Origin of the sequence: Flintibacter muris (assembly GCF_943192995.1) — a bacterium.
In the GTDB taxonomy this organism is placed as follows: Bacteria; Bacillota; Clostridia; order Oscillospirales; family Oscillospiraceae; genus Lawsonibacter; species Lawsonibacter muris.
Genome location: NZ_CALPCP010000033.1, coordinates 21,984 through 38,188 on the forward strand (window position 1 = coordinate 21,984; position 16,205 = coordinate 38,188).

A 16,205-nucleotide genomic window follows, 5' to 3' on the forward strand; every position below is an offset into this window, starting at 1 on the left:
ACTATGAACATCCAAAACATAGGAAGCATCCCCAACATCACCAACCAGATTACCATAGGCACGCCCCAGGCGGGCTTCCGCTGTGACCCCAGCGCCGCCGCGACTTCCGGCAGCGGCACGTCCCAGGGCTCCGCCCGACTGCTTCACCTGGACCTCTCCGACCGCAAGGGCTACCGGGAGGACTACTCCATCCGGGACGCGGCGGAAGGTCTGTGGAAGAAGGAAAATTTTGATTTCAACATCTTCGACCCCACCAGCATCCAGCGGATGCAGGACCGTGTGCGGCAGGGCTCTTACACCATGAAGCCCACCGACGAGGAGCTGTCCGCCTACCTGGACACCCTGCGGCAGAACGGTCTGGACGGATCGGTGGACTGGACTGGCCTGATGCAGGAGCTGGAGGCGTTCAAGACCACCACCCCGGAGGAGTTGGAGGACGGGCTGGACTATCTGGCTTCCCGCTATGTGGCGGCGCGGGATAAGCTGGAGCGCAATTACACCGGCGAGGAGCTGACCGCCCAGCTTGCCAAGCTGGAGGAGGTCTATCAGGCCGGGAAATCCGGGATGATCGACGGCTACACCCAGACTTTGCAGGACAATCTGGGTCTGTCCGACAGCGACGCCCAGGCGGTCCGGGACAGCTTTTCCACCATTCTCGCGGAGAAAGAGGAGACGTACCGGGGTGCGTTGAAGCAGGTCCATGAGGCCGTGGAGCAGACCGGCCCCGACAGCGTATGGCTGAAGAACCACGACGCCTATATCGCCTCCCAGCTCCGGGCGGCGGACAAGGCCGGTCAGAGCGAGGCCCGATACTCGGTGCAGGACTTGGCCGCCGCCGGGCAGATCGCCCAAAGCTACCGGACGGAGATTTTTGATGCATCCTTCTGCGGGCGGAACGAGGCAACGCTGGCGCTGGGCCTGTCCCTGGCGGACATGAAGGCAGAGACGATGATCTCCAAGGGACTGGTGAGCGAAAACATGGCCGCGTTGCTTCGGAACAGCCGCGCTCAGGGGCACGAAAACGCGCTGACGGCGCTGGACCAGGCGCTTGCCCAACGGGAGAGCCACCTTGCCCCTGGCGAACCCAAAGGGACATTCGCCCCTGTGGATCGCTCCGTGTTCCAGGGCATCTACGACGCCACGCTGAACGCCTTCCGGCAGAATGGCGGCGATGGGGCCGGGGCTATCCGCGCCGGGGCCTCCTACGGGCAGAGTATCACCGCCCAGGCCACTGCCCGGAATCCTCAGGCCCTGCGCTGGGGCATCAACATGGAGAGTTATTGGAAGAACTTCTACACCGCTCCCGATGCCAAGGAGGTTTCGCCGCTGGAGAAAAGTGTAAACCGGCTGATGGAGCAGATCGGCAAACCCTCCAGCCTGGGCAGTTCCGCCTATCAGAAGTACGCGGACAGCTGGCGGGACTTCCTTGCGGCTATCGGCGGGGGCGGAGTGAATATCCGGGCGTGATAAAGCGCCCAAACAAATAAATATCAAGTATTGCTTATGTTTAGAGGGAATTTGCTATGAGCATGAATAAAAGATTACTTGCTGTTGCGCTGGGGCTTTCGTTGCTTATATCGCTTGCGGCCTGTAGTAATCAAGGATCTCCATCTGGTAATCCTCCAGAAAATGGGGGAACAAGCGAGGTGTCCAATACCTCTGTTGAATACAATGAAGATGAATTTCTGCCGATTGGGTCAGTCGTTCTTCTGAAAGGCGGAAACAAGCGGATTATGATTTGCGGACGCATTCAGGCACAGGCGGGTTCTGATATCATTTATGATTACTCTGCCTGTTACTATCCGGAAGGAATTGTAGATCCGCAATCCATGTTCTTCTTTAACCGAGACGCTATCGAAACCGTGTATTTCCGTGGCTACGAGGACCAGGACGAATTAGATTATCGGCATGATGTGTTGGATCAATTGGGCGAACTGGAAATTCGGGACGGAATGATTGTTTCAAAAGGGAGTTGAAACGAAGCTGATCCCCATTCACAGGGGATAGAGAGCTATCCCTGACAGCAGATATTCAAAACGGAGGCAACGATCATGGAATTAGAATGGGAACAGGGGCGGCAGTCTTCCCGTACCGCCGCGGCACTGGCCGGGGCGTTCCTGGGCGCGGCGCTGGGAGCGGACTGCTTTCTGGCGGCGAATTACCTGATCGGCGGGATTCCTGCCTTACTCTGCGGAGCGGCAATCGCATTCTGGGCGGTCAAGGGCGGGGTGTTGTTTGCCAACAGGAACAGCCAGGCTGTGGTGTTGCTGGCGCTCTTTCCGACACTTCTCTGGGGAATTTTTGTCAACCATTTGAGTTTCGCCCTTGCCGCCGCCCCTGGCGATCCCGCAGGCGTGTGGCGGGCGTTCCTCAGCCCGCTGTTCATCACAGGCGGCACCGACTATTGGTTTCAATTCGCCGGATTGTCAGCGGCAGCTTTGGGTTCCTGGACTACCATGTTCCGTGAGGCTAAGGAGGCACAGGAATTCCTGGAGCGGGCCTCCCGGCCCTGTCAGGCCCCCCAGGAAGCGCCGCCCGCGGATCTGGAACTCTACCTGCCCAAGCACGCCTGGATACGTCCCTGGCTCCTGCAAAGGAGGATCACCCAGGGGCTGTGGCTGACGGTTCTCTTTCTCCTCGTATGGCTGCCTGATCTGCTGGACCATGAGCTGGCCTTGTTCTACGCCTTATGCGGTATGGGCTTTAGTTTTTTGGTGATTGCTTCCCTGCCTGGACCCTCCGGGCAGATTCTCGCGGCCCGCAAGGTGATGTACGCCCGAAAGGACGGGCAGCTTTGGCTGATTGCGATGAAGCGTATCCAGGATACGACACTGCATGTACGATTTCCAAAACTGGCTCAAATATGGGAACGGCTGCCTCAAAGCCAACGGACTCGCTTCAAGGCATCCATAGCCTCATTGCTATTGCTGTCAAAAGAAAATAATATTGCCACCAAGATTGGCAGGCCCAAGCTGGAGTACCAAACCAAATGGGGATGGGTCATATCCAGTGATGCAGGGCGCAAAGCTTCTATCCCAAAGGTCTATCCCAATTTCAGCCCAGTTCCCGGTGATACTCAGGCGTTGAAAGAGCCGGTGCCTGTCCGGTGGCTGAATCCAGTTGTCACCCTGCTGATCACCGCCCTCTGCCTGTCGGCTGGCTTTGGTCTGGGCCTGCGGGAGGAACACCGGGCCGCGCTCCTCCCGCCAGAGCCACCCCCGGTGGAGTCTGTTGTGCCTGACCCGAAGGATTCCACACCCGTCACCAAGGCCATCGCCCCCGAGGTCATTGGGGACTACTACTTAAACGGCCTGATCCTCCGGACGGATGACGCCTTCCAGGCGTCCACAACCCAGCTGGAGGACCAGGAGAACGGCCTCACCTACCAGATATCCCTGCAATACGGTGTAGGCGAGGAAGCCGCCCAAATTTCTCTGGGGAGAACGCAGGGAGAAAATGTCCGCTGCCTCCGCCCGGACAGTGAGGAATTTCTCTGGGGCATGGGGGACAACGGGGTCACCTACCGCTACGATCTCCGGACAGTACAGCTCCCCCACAATCAAACTGCCCACACCGGTGCGGCCCTGTCCGAGCGGGGCACGCTGATCATCATTGAGTGCGTCCACGATGACGATGCCGATGAGGAGCTGGCGCGGGGCACCCTGCTGTATATGCTGGAAAACCTCCAGTTTACCGGGCCAGCCATTACAGAGGAAAACTATCAGGAACAGCTCCGCCCAGCCATCAACATGGGCTTCAACTACTGCGGCCAGGCGTTCTTCAAGGCGCCGGAGGGGATGTTTGAGTACGATGTGTTTCTGGACACCTTCATGCCCTGCGGCGGAAAGATGAATTACTACGACGACGGTATCTCTATGATGACCCAGGCCCACGGCCTCCGGGTCTCCGCCGCCATTGTTCCAAACGAGGGAACTGCCATGGATGTGGTGGAGCAGGCGTATCAGGATCTGAAAGCGGCGGGGCGGCAGTACGATGAACAGACGCTGTTCCAGGACGCTTACAACGAGGAGGGCAACAACGCCTGCCGCCTCACGGTCTACTATGACGGGGGGCGCACCCGCGTCACGGTACTGGTGGCCATAGAGGAGCGGGAGGGGTGCTATCTCTTCAAGGAGATGACCTGTCTGCCCGAGGAGGTGGACAGTGAATATCAGGCGGTTTTCAAGGAGATGGAGACCACCTGCGGCATCGAAGTCTCTGTGATGGAAGACCTGGGCCGGCACAGCCAATAATAGAAAGAGAGGAAAAGTATGGATTTGGAATGGGAGCGGGAGAACCCCCGTGACAATGTGATCGCAGGTACTGTGGGAGCGTTTTTAGGCTCCCTGATCGGCGTGGCCTGCATCGTCATCCTCAGCAAACTGGGATATGTGTCCGCGGTGTCCGGCTTGGTCATGGCGGTGTGTGCCATCAAGGGCTATGCCCTGCTGGGAGGGAAGCTCACCAAGCGGGGCGCGGTCATTTCCGGGCTGTTCATTCTTGTGATGACCTACGTCGCCACCAAACTGTGCTTTGCCCTTGCGGTGATGGAGGTCGCCACAGAGGAGGTCAGCTTTTTTCTGATCTATCAGAGCATTGGGCTGTTTCTGGAGGACAGCGAGCTGAGGCGAATCTTTTTGGGAGAACTGGCGCTGCAATACCTCTTTACCTTGGTCGGCGGAATCCCGACCCTCATCTCCAGCCTCCGTAAGCCGGTCAAACGTCCGGAAGGCCCCGCTGAACCGGATGAACAGCCGCCCATCCAGGGGGAGTTCTACGCCCTGCGGAAAGACTGGATGCGTCCGCTGCGGCTGAGCGTTTTTGTACCGCTGCTGGTGATCATGGCCATATCGGTGGGCGGATTTATCGCCACCGCGTTTATCCAGGAAACCCGGTGGATGACCGCCATCGTCTTGGGCGGATTTATCAGCGGGGTGTTCCTGCTCTGCTGGTCGATCCCTACGCTCCAACTGTGCAACGCTTTCCATATTTTGTTCGTCCGGGCCGGCGGGAAACTGTGGCGGGTGGATTTGCAGAGATTTTGCAGCGTCCAGAACTGGTGGAGCCAGTCCTCCAGCAAACAGGCAGCCATCAAATGGGACGTCCTGTGTGAGATCAGCTGCCTGTTGGACGGCGAAGCCCCCAGTTATGGTACCGGTGCCTTGACGGAGCTGAAGGACCTCCAGGTGGAGAAGGAGGACAACTGGAGCTGGACGTGCTTCTATGAATCGGAAAACGGTAAGCGGAAAAAACTGCGGATCAGCAAGGGTTATCCCGACTTCTGCCCCGTCTCCGGCATGGAACGCTCCCAGGGGCCGACGCCCGCCCGCTGGATCTTCATTCCCCTCTCCTTTGCGGTCACAGCTGCGCTCATCGCCGGAATCTGGGCATTGGATATGTCTGTCTATGTCGGCCCAACGTGGAACCGGCCCCAGACCTCGGACTCCGCGCCGAAGGGGAACACACAGCCGGAGGTCAAGAGCATTCCCACCAGGGTGCCGGAGAAGATCACGGAATATGAGATGTCCGAGGTGTGGTTCCGGGTGGACAGCGGCTTCCAATACAGCCGGCGCACCTTCCTGGACGGCAACACCGGCACACGCTATCGGGCCTATGTCCAGTACGGCGTGGATGCCAGCGGCGCATGGGACACCCTGAGCCAGTATATCAGCGAATATCGCATCGACCCTCTTTACGACCGGTTTGACGCGGTCTATCTGGATCAGGAGCCTCTGACCCCTCTAAATGAGACATCCCGGTACAATATCGTTTCGGTATACCTCACCGACGGTCAGGCGTTCCATACCGCCGCCGTTCTCTCTGATGACGGGACGTTGTTCACCATGGAGGCAGAGCAAAACGCCTCCGACAAGAGTGAGGATGTTCTGGCAAATCTGATGTTCACCCTGGAGAGCGTCCGCTTTGATGGGCCCGTGGTGACAGAGGAAAACTATCAGACCCAGATCCACGTCTCCGAGGTGCGGGACTGCACCTATATGGCGGCGGCCTATTTGAAAACCGACCTCTTTGGACACGACGCTTTTGTGGATGTGTACGTCCCCTACAGCGATTCGCCCATCTACTCCGCCGGTGGCCGGGCAATCCGGACGGAGGCCCATGGGCTGCGGGTCTACGCAACCATCGTCCCCGGCGAGAACGCCAAGGCGGTGGTTGATGCCCGCCAGCAGGAGCTGGCCGCAACGGGGCAGGTCTATGAGGACGGCGTGGACGATGAGATGTACCGGGAGGATCTGGACGCCGCCTGCAAGCTGACTGTCTATGAGGAGAACGGCCAGAAGCGTCAGGCCGTCCTGTATGCTGACAGCAAGTGGGAGGGTTACTACCTGCTCCGGGAGATCACCGGACTGCCTGAGCTGGTGGACGAGGAGTACCCCGCCGCTCTGAAGGAGCTGGAGGGGATCATCGGCCTGACCATGCCGGTGCTGGAGGAGCTGGGAGGCTAATGTATGAAAAAATGCACAGCGGGAATGTTCTCTAAAATTGTGGTGATCCTGCTTTTCGCCGCGTTTTTCCTGCCGATGGCGGGTCTATTCCTGTACTTGGCCGTCTTTGATCCTACACTGTCCCATGAGGAGCGCCTCCTGTTTGTGGTGGGAGCGGTTCTGTTCGGCGGACTGGTTTTATTCGCCGCCTATCGTGCGCTTTATCTCGGAACCGGATGGGTGGAGTATGATGCGGAAACAGTGATATTCCACTGCTCCCGGCGGGAACAGCACCGCTTCCGCTGGGAAGACATTCCAGGAGACAGAGTGCAGGCCGGCTGGCAAGGCGGGTATATGTTTGTGATTCTGGTCGGAGGACAGCAGCGGAAAGTGGGCCTTAGCCGGTTCTCGACTGGGTTCAAAGACTTTGAGCGGACCCTGGAGGCAGCTGGGGTGCTGAAACGGATCGGCATCACAACAGCAGCAGATTTCAAGCGAAGTGCGGAGCAGATTTTTGGGCAGTTTGAGGAATACAGAGAAGCTCATCCCGGCTCCGTGAGGCCAAAGCCAGAGGGTGATTGCGTTCCATGCCCGGACTGCGAGGGAAAGGGTATTATTGCAAAACGGGTCTTGAAACTGGATGTCGGAAAGGTGTGCAAGACCTGCAACGGCTCCGGATATGTGCCGAAGTAACTCCAGTAGTAGCTGGTCTCCTCCCCAGAGGATGTCCAGGAGGGCGGCAACAGTACCCTCTACATCGGCTTCTACCTCACGGAACTGAAGATGGCGGACTTGACCAACTGCAATGCCGCATCCTATACCCAGTGGACGTTCCAGGAGAAGACGGCCTGAGAAATAGAATGATTAGAGGTTTACTATGGAGATAGCGGAACTTTACCAAAAGGGATTGGAATTGGACGCAGAGGCGGAGCGATTGGAGGAGTCCGGGCGGAAAGATCCTGCTGTTAATTGCCAAACCACCTATCAAAAGGCCGCTGTTCTTCGGAAGGAAGCGGCCTGCTATTGGAAACAAGCCGCTGAACAAGGTCACGTTGATGCCCAGTATAGGTTGGCCCTCTATTTCTATTATGGAAAGAAAAACAATCAGGCTTTTTACTGGTGCAAAATGGCTGCCGAACAGGGACTGCCCATGGCGCAGTACACACTGGGGAGTTATTATTGTGGTGTGGGGGTAGTTGCAGATACACGAAAAAGTATCTTCTGGCGTGAAAAAGCCTTTGAAAATGGTGTGCTCGCAGCGGGGGAAATTCTTGCTCAATATTATCGAGATCGGCGCAATTACAAAAAGGCAATGGAGTGGAATCTAAAGATAATCGAATTTCCAGACGTGCCTATTTATGCTAAAGCCACAGCGGAATATAACATGGGAGAAATGCAGCAAAACCATTTTAAGGATATGGAAAAAGCCCTGCATTGGTATAAACGATCTGCCAGCAATGGAAACGGACTGTCGGCTTATCGGCTTGGTGAGTATTACGAAGCCCAGGGTGATTTAGAGCAAGCCACTCAATGGTATTGCAAGTCCGCTGAAGCAGGTTTTTTGGATGCGCAGTTATGGCTAAACGAACATGGATTCAATAGCTGCCCACAGGGTAGTAAATAAATTACAAGGAGAATAAAGTTATGGCAAAACTGGATATGAAACCCGGCGAGACGATGATCGGCAGCGGTCAGATGTCCCTTTATCAGAAGCAGGGCCTGACGAAAAAGCCCTTCCAGGGCAACGTCTTCGTCACCAACCAGCGGGCGTGCTTCAAGATCAGCATGATGCCCGGCGACCCGGACATGAACCTGCCTCTGGAGGAGATCAAGGGCTTTTCCGTTGGGAAGATCGCGCTGTTCACCGCAGTGACGATCCACAGCAAGGACGGAAAAGAGTATCCCCTCACCGGCTTCCCGGCCAAGAAGCTCCAGGACTGGCTGCGGCAGGCAGGCGTACAGGAAATTTGACAAGGGAGGGCGGCGCACATGAAGAAGCATTCTCTACATACCATAATTCGCAATATCCTGTGCGCCGCCCTCGCCTTCCTGGTGGTGCTGGCGCTTCCCACCGGCTGGCTGTATGACCTCTGGGCTGGTACTGGGACGGAGCAGGGTCAGCAACCTGGCGGGGGTGTCCAGCGCCTCCAGGGACAGGAGGAGATCGAAATCTGCTTCTTGGGCAGTACCCCAGTCACCGTGGTTGGCGGTGAACTTGTGCCCTGCCCGCTGGCCCGTCTGCGGGATGTGGGCCAGGAAGGGACGCACTACCACCACAACGGCGGCACAAAGAGATCCGTGTACGTTTCGGAATATATCACAGCGGACTACCCGCTCCCGGCCTGGGAATATGCGCTCCAGCGGGTCGCGGCCGGCGGTTTCTATAACCGATACTATTTGATGGAGCTGGGGGACAACTCCTGGCTCTGTGTCTACTTTGATGACTACCTGGCGCTGACAGGGACAGACACCTACCCCACTGGCTATGTCCGCTATACCACCACCGAGGAGCGGCGGATGCTGAATCAGATGGCGGAGGACTACGACGTTGATCCGGTCTATGTGCTGGATATGTACCGGTACGGGAAGGTCAACTGGATGCTGGATGTTCTGCTCCGGCTTGCCGTGTGCGTGGCCGCCGCCGTGATTGTGTGGGGTATCAAAAAGGCTGTTTCAAAACGCAGGCTCTCCACCCGTGGCGAGTGAGCTAAAAGCGCAGACGAGGCGGTGCGGGCTATGGCGGACAATTTTGTTTGGGATTGTTCGGCCCCGCAAACAAAGAGGACAATAAACTCAAATTGGAGGAATTGATATGTCAGTTTATGAACCACAAGACTACGAAAAAGTGATAGAGCGAATCAAAACAAAAATATCTCAGCTCAATATCGAAATGGGAAAATGTCTAACAGAAGAAGAAATTATGTCTTTTGAAAGCCGTCATAATGTAAAACTGCCGCAGGCGTATCGTATGTTTTTGAAGTATATTGGAAATGGCTGTAAGCGTATGCTTGATGGCTGTCGGCTGAATGATTTGGAGTGCTGTCCACAACAGGAGTTATCAAAGCCTTTTCTGCTTGAGAAATTTTGGCTTTGGGAGGATGACGAAAGAGATGGAGATGTGATTGAAGCTGATATGCAAAATAAGGTTTATCGGGGAAATATTGAATTGATAAATTTGGGATGCGGAAATAGTTACAATTTGATTATCACTGGAAATCATCAAGGAGAAGTTTGGAATTTTACGGATGTTGGTGTCCAGCCCTGCTGTGAACCGCAAGATTTTCTGGGGTGGTTTGAATTGTGGTTGGATAACCAGGATACAACCGACTACTTCAAAGATTTTGTATACGATGAAACGGACTATGACTAAACAATGAATTCAAGTTTGTTGGGAAGAATATAAATCCCCCAGCCGCCAACGGAAACGGCATATAAAAAAACCGTTGAACAGATGGTTATAGGAGTAAAGCAAGGAGAACCGATCCATGAGGGCACAAAGCGTATGAGACGGAAAGAAGACGATTTTGCCGCTTATAGGCAGCAACAGAATAACCGGGCTGCGCCCTTTTCCTACATATACCCGCAGATGCCGCCCCGGTTTCGCTGGTGCCGCCGCTTCGCTCAGGCGCTGTTCCTGATAGAGTGGGGAGGCTTTGTGGTGCTGGTTATCAGCAACTTTCCAGCGGGTGTTGTGGCGTTGCTCTGGGGCAAGAAGGCTCTGCTGGAGGGGATTGGAGCCATGGCGTTCCTGCTCTCTATGGTATCCTTTGTGCTGCTGCCCCTGGCCTTCCTCGCCAGATGGCTGAGGCATACGGCGAAACTCTTTTGGCACTGCCCTTGCTGCGGACAGCTTTTCCCTACTACGCCCCGGACGGGAGGCATGAGGAAATGCGGAACAAGGAGTGCTGCTATACCCTCCGGCAGATGCGGATCGGATATGTGAAGACAAAGCTATGCCCGCTGGTGATCCCATCGGAGTGCCCAGCGTGCAGACGGAAGTTTTTTGAGATGGCAGGCTTTACATCTGAGGTATAAAGAAGGAGGATCTCCTACATGGGACTATTCCTGCAAACCGCCCTGTTCCCGGGCTGCGATGAATCCATAGCCCGTGATGCCGTGGAAGCGGCGGCAAAGAATCCGGTGTTTTATATAGACCTGGAAGCGTGCAGATACGCGCAGAGCTATGAGGGCACGCAGGTTCTGATAGAGGGGGACACCCTGGGCTTTGCTCCGCTTGCAAAGGCCCTGTCCGACGTCTCGGAGAACCCTGTGCTGCTGCTGTACATCTACGATGGCGACTATTGGGGCTATGATTTTTACGGCGGAGACGAAGAGGATCACTTCAACACCGTTCCGGACTATTTTGGCCCTGTCAGCCCGGAAGAAAAACAGCGCCTGACCGGCAATCCGGCGGCGCTGTCGGGCTGGCTCCCCACCTGGGACACTGGCATGATGCGGCGGTATCTTGTTCATTGGTCCGATTTGGATGAAGATGCGATGGACGAGACCGCCTGCCCTGATGACCGCTTCACCTACGGTGACTGCTGGCAGATGACGGACTTCATGGCCCGGCTGGGCTTTCCCTGGGCCTTCGATCAGCTGCAAGAGGCTCCGCCTCTCCAGCCGCTCTATCCCAAACTGCGGGAGATTTTGGAACGGGAGCTGCCGCCTGTCTCCACGGAAGTGCCGCCGGAGGGGAAGGCCCTGCTGGACAGGCTGCCCTCCGCACTGTCCCCGGAGTATGTCCGCCGGTTGCTGGAGGAGAGCGGCGTGAAGGAATTCGAGTTCGAGGAGAAGGACCCGGCGGAGATCATTGAGGCGGTCAGATTTCACCGGCAGACAGTCAGCCGCCCGGAGTGCGATCCCCAATGCCAGCGGCTGGCAGTGCTGGCCGCTTTCTGCGCATTCTGGTTGAGAGGAAGCATCGCCTGGGGCTTTCTGGACTATGCCACCTATGAGCCTGTGTATGGCAGCTATGAGAAGCCTACCGACGTCTATGTCCTCCGGGCCAGGGCAGCGCTGACGGACTTCTCAAAGCGGCACCGGGCCTTGAGAGACCTGGAGCGGCTGATCGAGCTGGACCCCGCCAACCGGGCACTGTATCAGGCGGAGATCCAGCGGTGGGTCAGCCAGGAGCGGGCCTGGGAGAAGCAGACGGAACCCCGGTATGAGGCGATCAGGCAACAGTGGGCGGAGCAGGATCGTCAGGAAAAGGAGCGGGAGGCTCGGCGGCTTCAGCTGATCCTGGAGAAGCGACGGAAAAAGAAGCCTTAAACATTGACAACCGGAGGTGACCTATGAAGAACGAAGCGCAAATTCGGATATTGCTGCTCCAGCAGTATCTCTGCACCCTTACAGATGAGGAGCACGCCGCCTCCGTTTCAGACATCCTCCAATTCTGGGAATCCCACGGTATCCAAGCCGGCCGCAAGAGTGTGTACAGCGACATCCAGATCCTGATTGACCAGGGCGTGGACGTTGTCTGTGTCAAGAGCACCCAGAACCGCTACTTCGTCGGCTCCCGACTGTTCGAGCTGCCGGAGCTGAAGCTGTTGGTGGATGCGGTGGAGTCCTCGCACTTCATCACCAGGAAGAAAAGCGCCAGCCTGATCCGCAAGCTGGCCTCCCTCACCAGCCAGGAGCAGGCCAGACAGCTCAACCGCCCTGTCTACATGGAGGGCACAGCGAAGCAGGACAACGAGGCGATCTACTATGCGGTGGACATGATCCACACCGCCATCCAGGAGAAGCGGCGGATCGTCTTCCAGTACATAGAGTACACCGCAGAGAAAGAAAAAGTCCTCAAGCACAATGGCTATCGGTACGAGTTCAGCCCCTATGCCCTGATCTGGAGCCGGGACTATTACTACGCTGTGGGCTGGTCGGAGAAACACGGCAAGCTGGCCCAGTTCCGTGTAGACCGCATGACCGCTGTGAAGCTGCTGGTGCAGGAGGCCATACCAGCGCAGGACTTCGATCCCGCGGCGTATGTCCACCAGGTGTTCGGGATGTTCGGAGCCGACATCCAGAGGATAACACTGCTGTGCGAGAACAGCACCATGCGCAGCGTTGTAGACCGCTTCGGAGAGGAGGTGCAGACGGAGATCGTGGACGGGGCGCACTTCCAGGCCACCGTGGATGTCGCACCCAGCCCGCCCTTTTTCGCTTGGGTCTTTACTTTTGATGGGAAAATCCGTATTATGGAGCCGGAGGAGATTGCGGCGAAAATGAGGGAGATGGCAAGGTGGCTACAGTAGCACCGTTTTCGAGGTACAATCAACACAATAAATTAACATTTGTTAAGAGATATTGAGATGAAATCACTATCAAAATAATTTATATGGAGTCAACATGATTCACCGCTGATTAACTTTGCGTTGCTTCATAAATTATGCATTGGTACTGAGGAGGATACTCTTTATATGGAAATGAAAAAAATCGACCCCTGGCTGCTGAAGGCCATCGAGGACGCGGTGGGGTTTCCCGACAAGCCTTACGACCTGACGAAAGTAAAAGCCATTACGAAGTGGCGCAATAAGTGCGACCCTCAGCTCCAGCTCTGGCGCGGCGGTATGCTGGCCCGGGACTGGCTGGAGATCGAGGCAGGGGCTTTCGACATTCTGGGGGAGCTGCCCAATCTGCACACGCTGATTTTCCCATGGGGATTCAGCCATCAGGATTTTGCCTTTTTGAAAAACTGCGTAAAGCTGAAAAAGCTGGATGTGGGCCAAACAGATTTTCGAGACTGCTCTCTTTTGACACTGCTGCCCAACCTGCGATATGTACGCCTGCCGCAGAAAAAGCAACTGGTCAATACGGATTTGCTGGACGGGCTGAACACCAAGGTGGAGTTTTCCCCCTACCTCGCTGAGGAACACAACCCGGTCCAGGCCGCCCAGCCAGCGCCCAAACGGAAGCCATACCAGGGAGACGTCCCCCTGGAGGCCCTGCTGGAGGACATCAAGGCCCGAACCAAGGTGCCCGCCTACCGGCTGCGGGTCAAGGGGGGCGAAAAGCCCGGCCTGACGGACAGCAAAATCGGCGGTCTGCCCTACTGGGACCTGAGCCTGCCCTACCCAGCGGACGAGAAGGGCCAGCCCATGCAGCTGCTGGCCCAGATCAACTTTGGGGCGGAGGACATGGACAAGCCCTTCCCCAAGGCCGGACTGCTGCAATTTTTCATCGGCCTGGACGAGATGTTCGGCTGCAACTTCGCCTACGCCCCGGACCAGAAGAACTACCGCGTCGTCTACCACCCCGAAATTGACAAAAGCGTCACACCGGAGCAGGTGTCCGCCCTGGGCGCGCCCGGCCTGGTGGACGACTACAGAACCAGCCCCCTGGAGGAGGAGCTGGCTATCTATGCCCAGCGGGCGGACAGCTCCGCCAACGACCGCTCCTTCGTCTTTGAGGAAGCCTTCCGGGAGACCGTGAAAAAGGTGATGGGGGTGGACATGGGGGAGCAGAAGTCCTATGAGTTTCTGGACGAGGACGCCTATGACGAGCTGTTCGAGTCCTTCCTGGAGACCGACGACGGCTGCATGAACGGCGGCCACTGGATGCTGGGCTACCCCAGCTTTACCCAGGAGGACCCCCGGAGTGAGGACAGCCCCTTCGACACCCTGCTGCTCCAGATCGACTCCATGCGAAACGAGGAGAACGGCTACTCCATTCTCTGGGGGGACTGCGGCGTAGCCAACTTCTTCATCTCCCGGACGGACCTGGAGAAGCTGGATTTCAGCCGGGTGCTCTACAATTGGGACTGCTGTTGACGGTCCGATCCCGTATATATCCCTCTGGATAATAAGCGGATTCCAGTCTATCGCCCAATACAGCGTCAAAAAAAGTCGAAACCTCGTGAGGTGTTCCCAACTGGGGACACCTCATTTTTGCCCTCTTGCCAATCGAACAAAGACGCGATATACTATGGTCAAGCCGTTTACTACCGGGTAAACGATAAAGGGGGTATGCAAAATGAATCAGACATTCGGCGCCTTTGTCCGCCAGAAGCGGATGGCGCTGGGAATTTCCCTCCGGGGGCTGGCCGCACGGCTGGGCCTGTCTCCCGTATATATGAGCATCATCGAAACAGACCGTAAACCTGCGCCGGCCAAGGAACATCTGGACAGGCTGGCAGAGGAACTGCATCTGAGCAAAGAGGAGCGGGAGCTGTTTCTGGATCTGGCAGCCGCATCCCATAAAATGAAGGTTCCAGCAGATCTGCCGGAGTACATCATGGAGCGGGATATCGTCCGCGCCGCTCTGCGCACCGCCAAGGAGGTGGATGCCACTGACGAGGAGTGGCAGGAGTTTATTGACCGTATCACCAAACGGACGTCCAAGAACAGGAGGGATGGACCATGACAAATATCTATTATCAGGAACAGGTGCTTGAAAATATTGCGCGAAAGGTGCTGTGCGGCTATGATTCCGCGCTGTACTACGGTTCCCCTGCCGCCGTCCCCATTGAGGAGATGATCGAGGCCCACGGCGTATCCCTGGAGTACCAGTATCTCCGGAAGAATGGCCGCATCCTGGGCAAGACCATTTTTGACGAAGGTCTGGAGGCGGTGTATGACATGGAAAACCAGGAGTACACCCTCTTCCCTGTCCAAGCCGGCACCATTCTCATTGACGCCTCGCTCTGTGAGGAGGACGCAAGTACAGGCCGTCTGCGCTTTACCTGTGCCCACGAGCTGGCCCATTGGATACTCCACAAAAAGCTGTACACCGGCACAGGCCGGAGCGCGGCTATGATTACAGAACAGTCCGAGACTACCCTGGAAGTACAGGCCAATATGCTTGGCTCCGCCATCCTTATGCCCATCGCCCAAATCAAGCGGTGCTTCTACCAGCTCCGGGGAGGCCGTCAGGACGGCCAGCTCATCGACGATATGGCCGATGTGTTTCAGGTGTCCAGGCAGGCCATGCGCATCCGGCTCACCAACCACCGACTGCTGTAAAGTTTTATCATAATGTTCACTAAAAAGGGAACAGCAGGAGGTGGAAATGAAGGAGAAGGAATCCCGCACGATCTACTGCCCGGTTTGTCACCGGGGCCGTATTCTGGACGCGGCAAGCCAGACAGATCCCGCGCACCTGCGGCTCTTCGGGCCACGGCAGTCCGCCAAGGCGGAGTGGTTCACCAAATGTCCAAAATGCGGGGCACAGATCGGCATGATATTTCAGAGAGAAGTAAATATTGAGCAGCAGCAGGCGGGAGCGTGATCCCGTCTCTCCCTCAACCCCAATACTTCGTCAAGCGCACCAACCGCCCGTCATCACCGAGCAGGCAGCGTATCACATCGCACTACACTGCCTCTCCTGACCGGCCCCGCCCGATACTCGGGCCGCGGCAGGCCGGGATATCAGGGATGTAACTACGGGAGCCATCGCGTTCGGAGCCTTACAGGTAGCTTTTTAGCTATGTGTAAGGCTCCTTTTTTGTTGTCCTTTTCGCCAGCTGAAAGGCGGAAAGGATTTTTATGTCTCTGCACTTTTGGCAGCCCTATACAGCGAAATACCCGTGACCTCCAATCTCAAAACCGCACCTTTCCCCCAAATTTTGAGATTGGAGATCACCCAAATGAAATTTACATATTTGGTCTATAAGCAGGTCAACGGTACCCGGCAGCTTGCCGCCGCGACACAAGAGGAGTGGGACGCCATTCTGAAAAAAAACAGGCGGCTGCCGTTAGAGCAGCGCCGCCGCTTCATGAAGGACTGTATTGAGGACGGGGATGAAGTGGATTGTATGTATAT

At 56.4% G+C, this 16,205-nt stretch carries 16 protein-coding genes; all 16 read left to right on the top strand.

The genetic code is table 11. From position 1 onward, the window contains the following. The first annotated feature begins 3 nt into the window (after positions 1 to 3). On the top strand, positions 4 to 1,467 hold the full coding sequence (locus tag NFS22_RS18035) for a hypothetical protein (RefSeq protein ID WP_251319095.1): 1,464 nt from the start codon (positions 4 to 6) through the stop codon (positions 1,465 to 1,467). 56 nt (positions 1,468 to 1,523) lie between these two features. Then, entirely contained in the window at positions 1,524 to 1,976 is a 453-nt protein-coding gene (locus NFS22_RS18040; RefSeq protein WP_251319096.1) for a DUF4176 domain-containing protein, read from the top strand. Between the two features lie 75 nt (positions 1,977 to 2,051). Next, positions 2,052 to 4,253 (top strand): hypothetical protein, encoded by a 2,202-nt coding sequence (locus NFS22_RS18045; protein ID WP_251319097.1) that lies wholly within the window; start codon positions 2,052 to 2,054, stop codon positions 4,251 to 4,253. Between the two features lie 18 nt (positions 4,254 to 4,271). Next, a complete protein-coding gene (locus NFS22_RS18050) occupies positions 4,272 to 6,464 on the top strand; it encodes a hypothetical protein (RefSeq protein WP_251319098.1) in 2,193 nt (730 codons plus the stop codon). A 3-nt stretch (positions 6,465 to 6,467) separates the two neighbouring features. Further along, entirely contained in the window at positions 6,468 to 7,136 is a 669-nt protein-coding gene (locus NFS22_RS18055) for a hypothetical protein (protein WP_251319099.1), read from the top strand. Between the two features lie 184 nt (positions 7,137 to 7,320). Further along, positions 7,321 to 8,067: a tetratricopeptide repeat protein gene (locus tag NFS22_RS18060; protein WP_251319100.1), complete on the top strand. Its 747-nt coding sequence runs from the start codon at positions 7,321 to 7,323 to the stop codon at positions 8,065 to 8,067. Between the two features lie 20 nt (positions 8,068 to 8,087). Next, positions 8,088 to 8,414 (top strand): PH domain-containing protein, encoded by a 327-nt coding sequence (locus NFS22_RS18065; RefSeq protein ID WP_251319101.1) that lies wholly within the window; start codon positions 8,088 to 8,090, stop codon positions 8,412 to 8,414. Positions 8,415 to 8,432: 18 nt separating this feature from the next. Further along, a complete protein-coding gene (locus NFS22_RS18070) occupies positions 8,433 to 9,149 on the top strand; it encodes a hypothetical protein (RefSeq protein ID WP_251319102.1) in 717 nt (238 codons plus the stop codon). A 106-nt stretch (positions 9,150 to 9,255) separates the two neighbouring features. Next, the gene (locus NFS22_RS18075; RefSeq protein ID WP_160577227.1) at positions 9,256 to 9,813 is read left to right on the top strand and encodes an SMI1/KNR4 family protein; all 558 of its coding nucleotides are present in this window, start codon (positions 9,256 to 9,258) and stop codon (positions 9,811 to 9,813) included. Between the two features lie 132 nt (positions 9,814 to 9,945). Beyond that, the gene (locus tag NFS22_RS18080) at positions 9,946 to 10,386 is read left to right on the top strand and encodes a hypothetical protein (protein WP_251319103.1); all 441 of its coding nucleotides are present in this window, start codon (positions 9,946 to 9,948) and stop codon (positions 10,384 to 10,386) included. A 110-nt stretch (positions 10,387 to 10,496) separates the two neighbouring features. Then, positions 10,497 to 11,717 (top strand): hypothetical protein, encoded by a 1,221-nt coding sequence (locus tag NFS22_RS18085; protein WP_251319104.1) that lies wholly within the window; start codon positions 10,497 to 10,499, stop codon positions 11,715 to 11,717. A gap of 23 nt (positions 11,718 to 11,740) precedes the next feature. Then, complete coding sequence (locus NFS22_RS18090) at positions 11,741 to 12,700, top strand: helix-turn-helix transcriptional regulator (protein WP_251319105.1); 960 nt, start codon at positions 11,741 to 11,743, stop codon at positions 12,698 to 12,700. A 165-nt stretch (positions 12,701 to 12,865) separates the two neighbouring features. Continuing rightward, positions 12,866 to 14,215, top strand: a complete 1,350-nt coding sequence (locus NFS22_RS18095) for a YwqG family protein (RefSeq protein ID WP_251319107.1) — start codon at positions 12,866 to 12,868, stop codon at positions 14,213 to 14,215. A gap of 202 nt (positions 14,216 to 14,417) precedes the next feature. Beyond that, positions 14,418 to 14,807 (top strand): helix-turn-helix domain-containing protein, encoded by a 390-nt coding sequence (locus tag NFS22_RS18100; protein ID WP_016323166.1) that lies wholly within the window; start codon positions 14,418 to 14,420, stop codon positions 14,805 to 14,807. Then, a complete protein-coding gene (locus NFS22_RS18105) occupies positions 14,804 to 15,406 on the top strand; it encodes an ImmA/IrrE family metallo-endopeptidase (protein WP_251319108.1) in 603 nt (200 codons plus the stop codon). The genes NFS22_RS18100 and NFS22_RS18105 overlap by 4 nt, the downstream gene beginning before the upstream one ends. Positions 15,407 to 15,452: 46 nt before the next feature. Continuing rightward, positions 15,453 to 15,671 carry a hypothetical protein gene (locus NFS22_RS18110; protein WP_016317159.1) on the top strand — a complete coding sequence of 73 codons (219 nt, stop codon included), beginning with the start codon at positions 15,453 to 15,455 and terminating at the stop codon, positions 15,669 to 15,671. The last annotated feature ends 534 nt before the right edge of the window (positions 15,672 to 16,205 follow it).

Excerpts from the sequence above, each read along its gene's own strand:
- NFS22_RS18035 (WP_251319095.1), top strand. The coding sequence starts at position 4 with ATGAACATCCAAAACATAGGAAGCATCCCCAACATCACCAACCAGATT.
- NFS22_RS18040 (WP_251319096.1), top strand. The coding sequence starts at position 1,524 with ATGAGCATGAATAAAAGATTACTTGCTGTTGCGCTGGGGCTTTCGTTG.
- NFS22_RS18045 (WP_251319097.1), top strand. The coding sequence starts at position 2,052 with ATGGAATTAGAATGGGAACAGGGGCGGCAGTCTTCCCGTACCGCCGCG.
- NFS22_RS18050 (WP_251319098.1), top strand. The coding sequence starts at position 4,272 with ATGGATTTGGAATGGGAGCGGGAGAACCCCCGTGACAATGTGATCGCA.
- NFS22_RS18055 (WP_251319099.1), top strand. The coding sequence starts at position 6,468 with ATGAAAAAATGCACAGCGGGAATGTTCTCTAAAATTGTGGTGATCCTG.
- NFS22_RS18060 (WP_251319100.1), top strand. The coding sequence starts at position 7,321 with ATGGAGATAGCGGAACTTTACCAAAAGGGATTGGAATTGGACGCAGAG.
- NFS22_RS18065 (WP_251319101.1), top strand. The coding sequence starts at position 8,088 with ATGGCAAAACTGGATATGAAACCCGGCGAGACGATGATCGGCAGCGGT.
- NFS22_RS18070 (WP_251319102.1), top strand. The coding sequence starts at position 8,433 with ATGAAGAAGCATTCTCTACATACCATAATTCGCAATATCCTGTGCGCC.
- NFS22_RS18075 (WP_160577227.1), top strand. The coding sequence starts at position 9,256 with ATGTCAGTTTATGAACCACAAGACTACGAAAAAGTGATAGAGCGAATC.
- NFS22_RS18080 (WP_251319103.1), top strand. The coding sequence starts at position 9,946 with ATGAGACGGAAAGAAGACGATTTTGCCGCTTATAGGCAGCAACAGAAT.
- NFS22_RS18085 (WP_251319104.1), top strand. The coding sequence starts at position 10,497 with ATGGGACTATTCCTGCAAACCGCCCTGTTCCCGGGCTGCGATGAATCC.
- NFS22_RS18090 (WP_251319105.1), top strand. The coding sequence starts at position 11,741 with ATGAAGAACGAAGCGCAAATTCGGATATTGCTGCTCCAGCAGTATCTC.
- NFS22_RS18095 (WP_251319107.1), top strand. The coding sequence starts at position 12,866 with ATGGAAATGAAAAAAATCGACCCCTGGCTGCTGAAGGCCATCGAGGAC.
- NFS22_RS18100 (WP_016323166.1), top strand. The coding sequence starts at position 14,418 with ATGAATCAGACATTCGGCGCCTTTGTCCGCCAGAAGCGGATGGCGCTG.
- NFS22_RS18105 (WP_251319108.1), top strand. The coding sequence starts at position 14,804 with ATGACAAATATCTATTATCAGGAACAGGTGCTTGAAAATATTGCGCGA.
- NFS22_RS18110 (WP_016317159.1), top strand. The coding sequence starts at position 15,453 with ATGAAGGAGAAGGAATCCCGCACGATCTACTGCCCGGTTTGTCACCGG.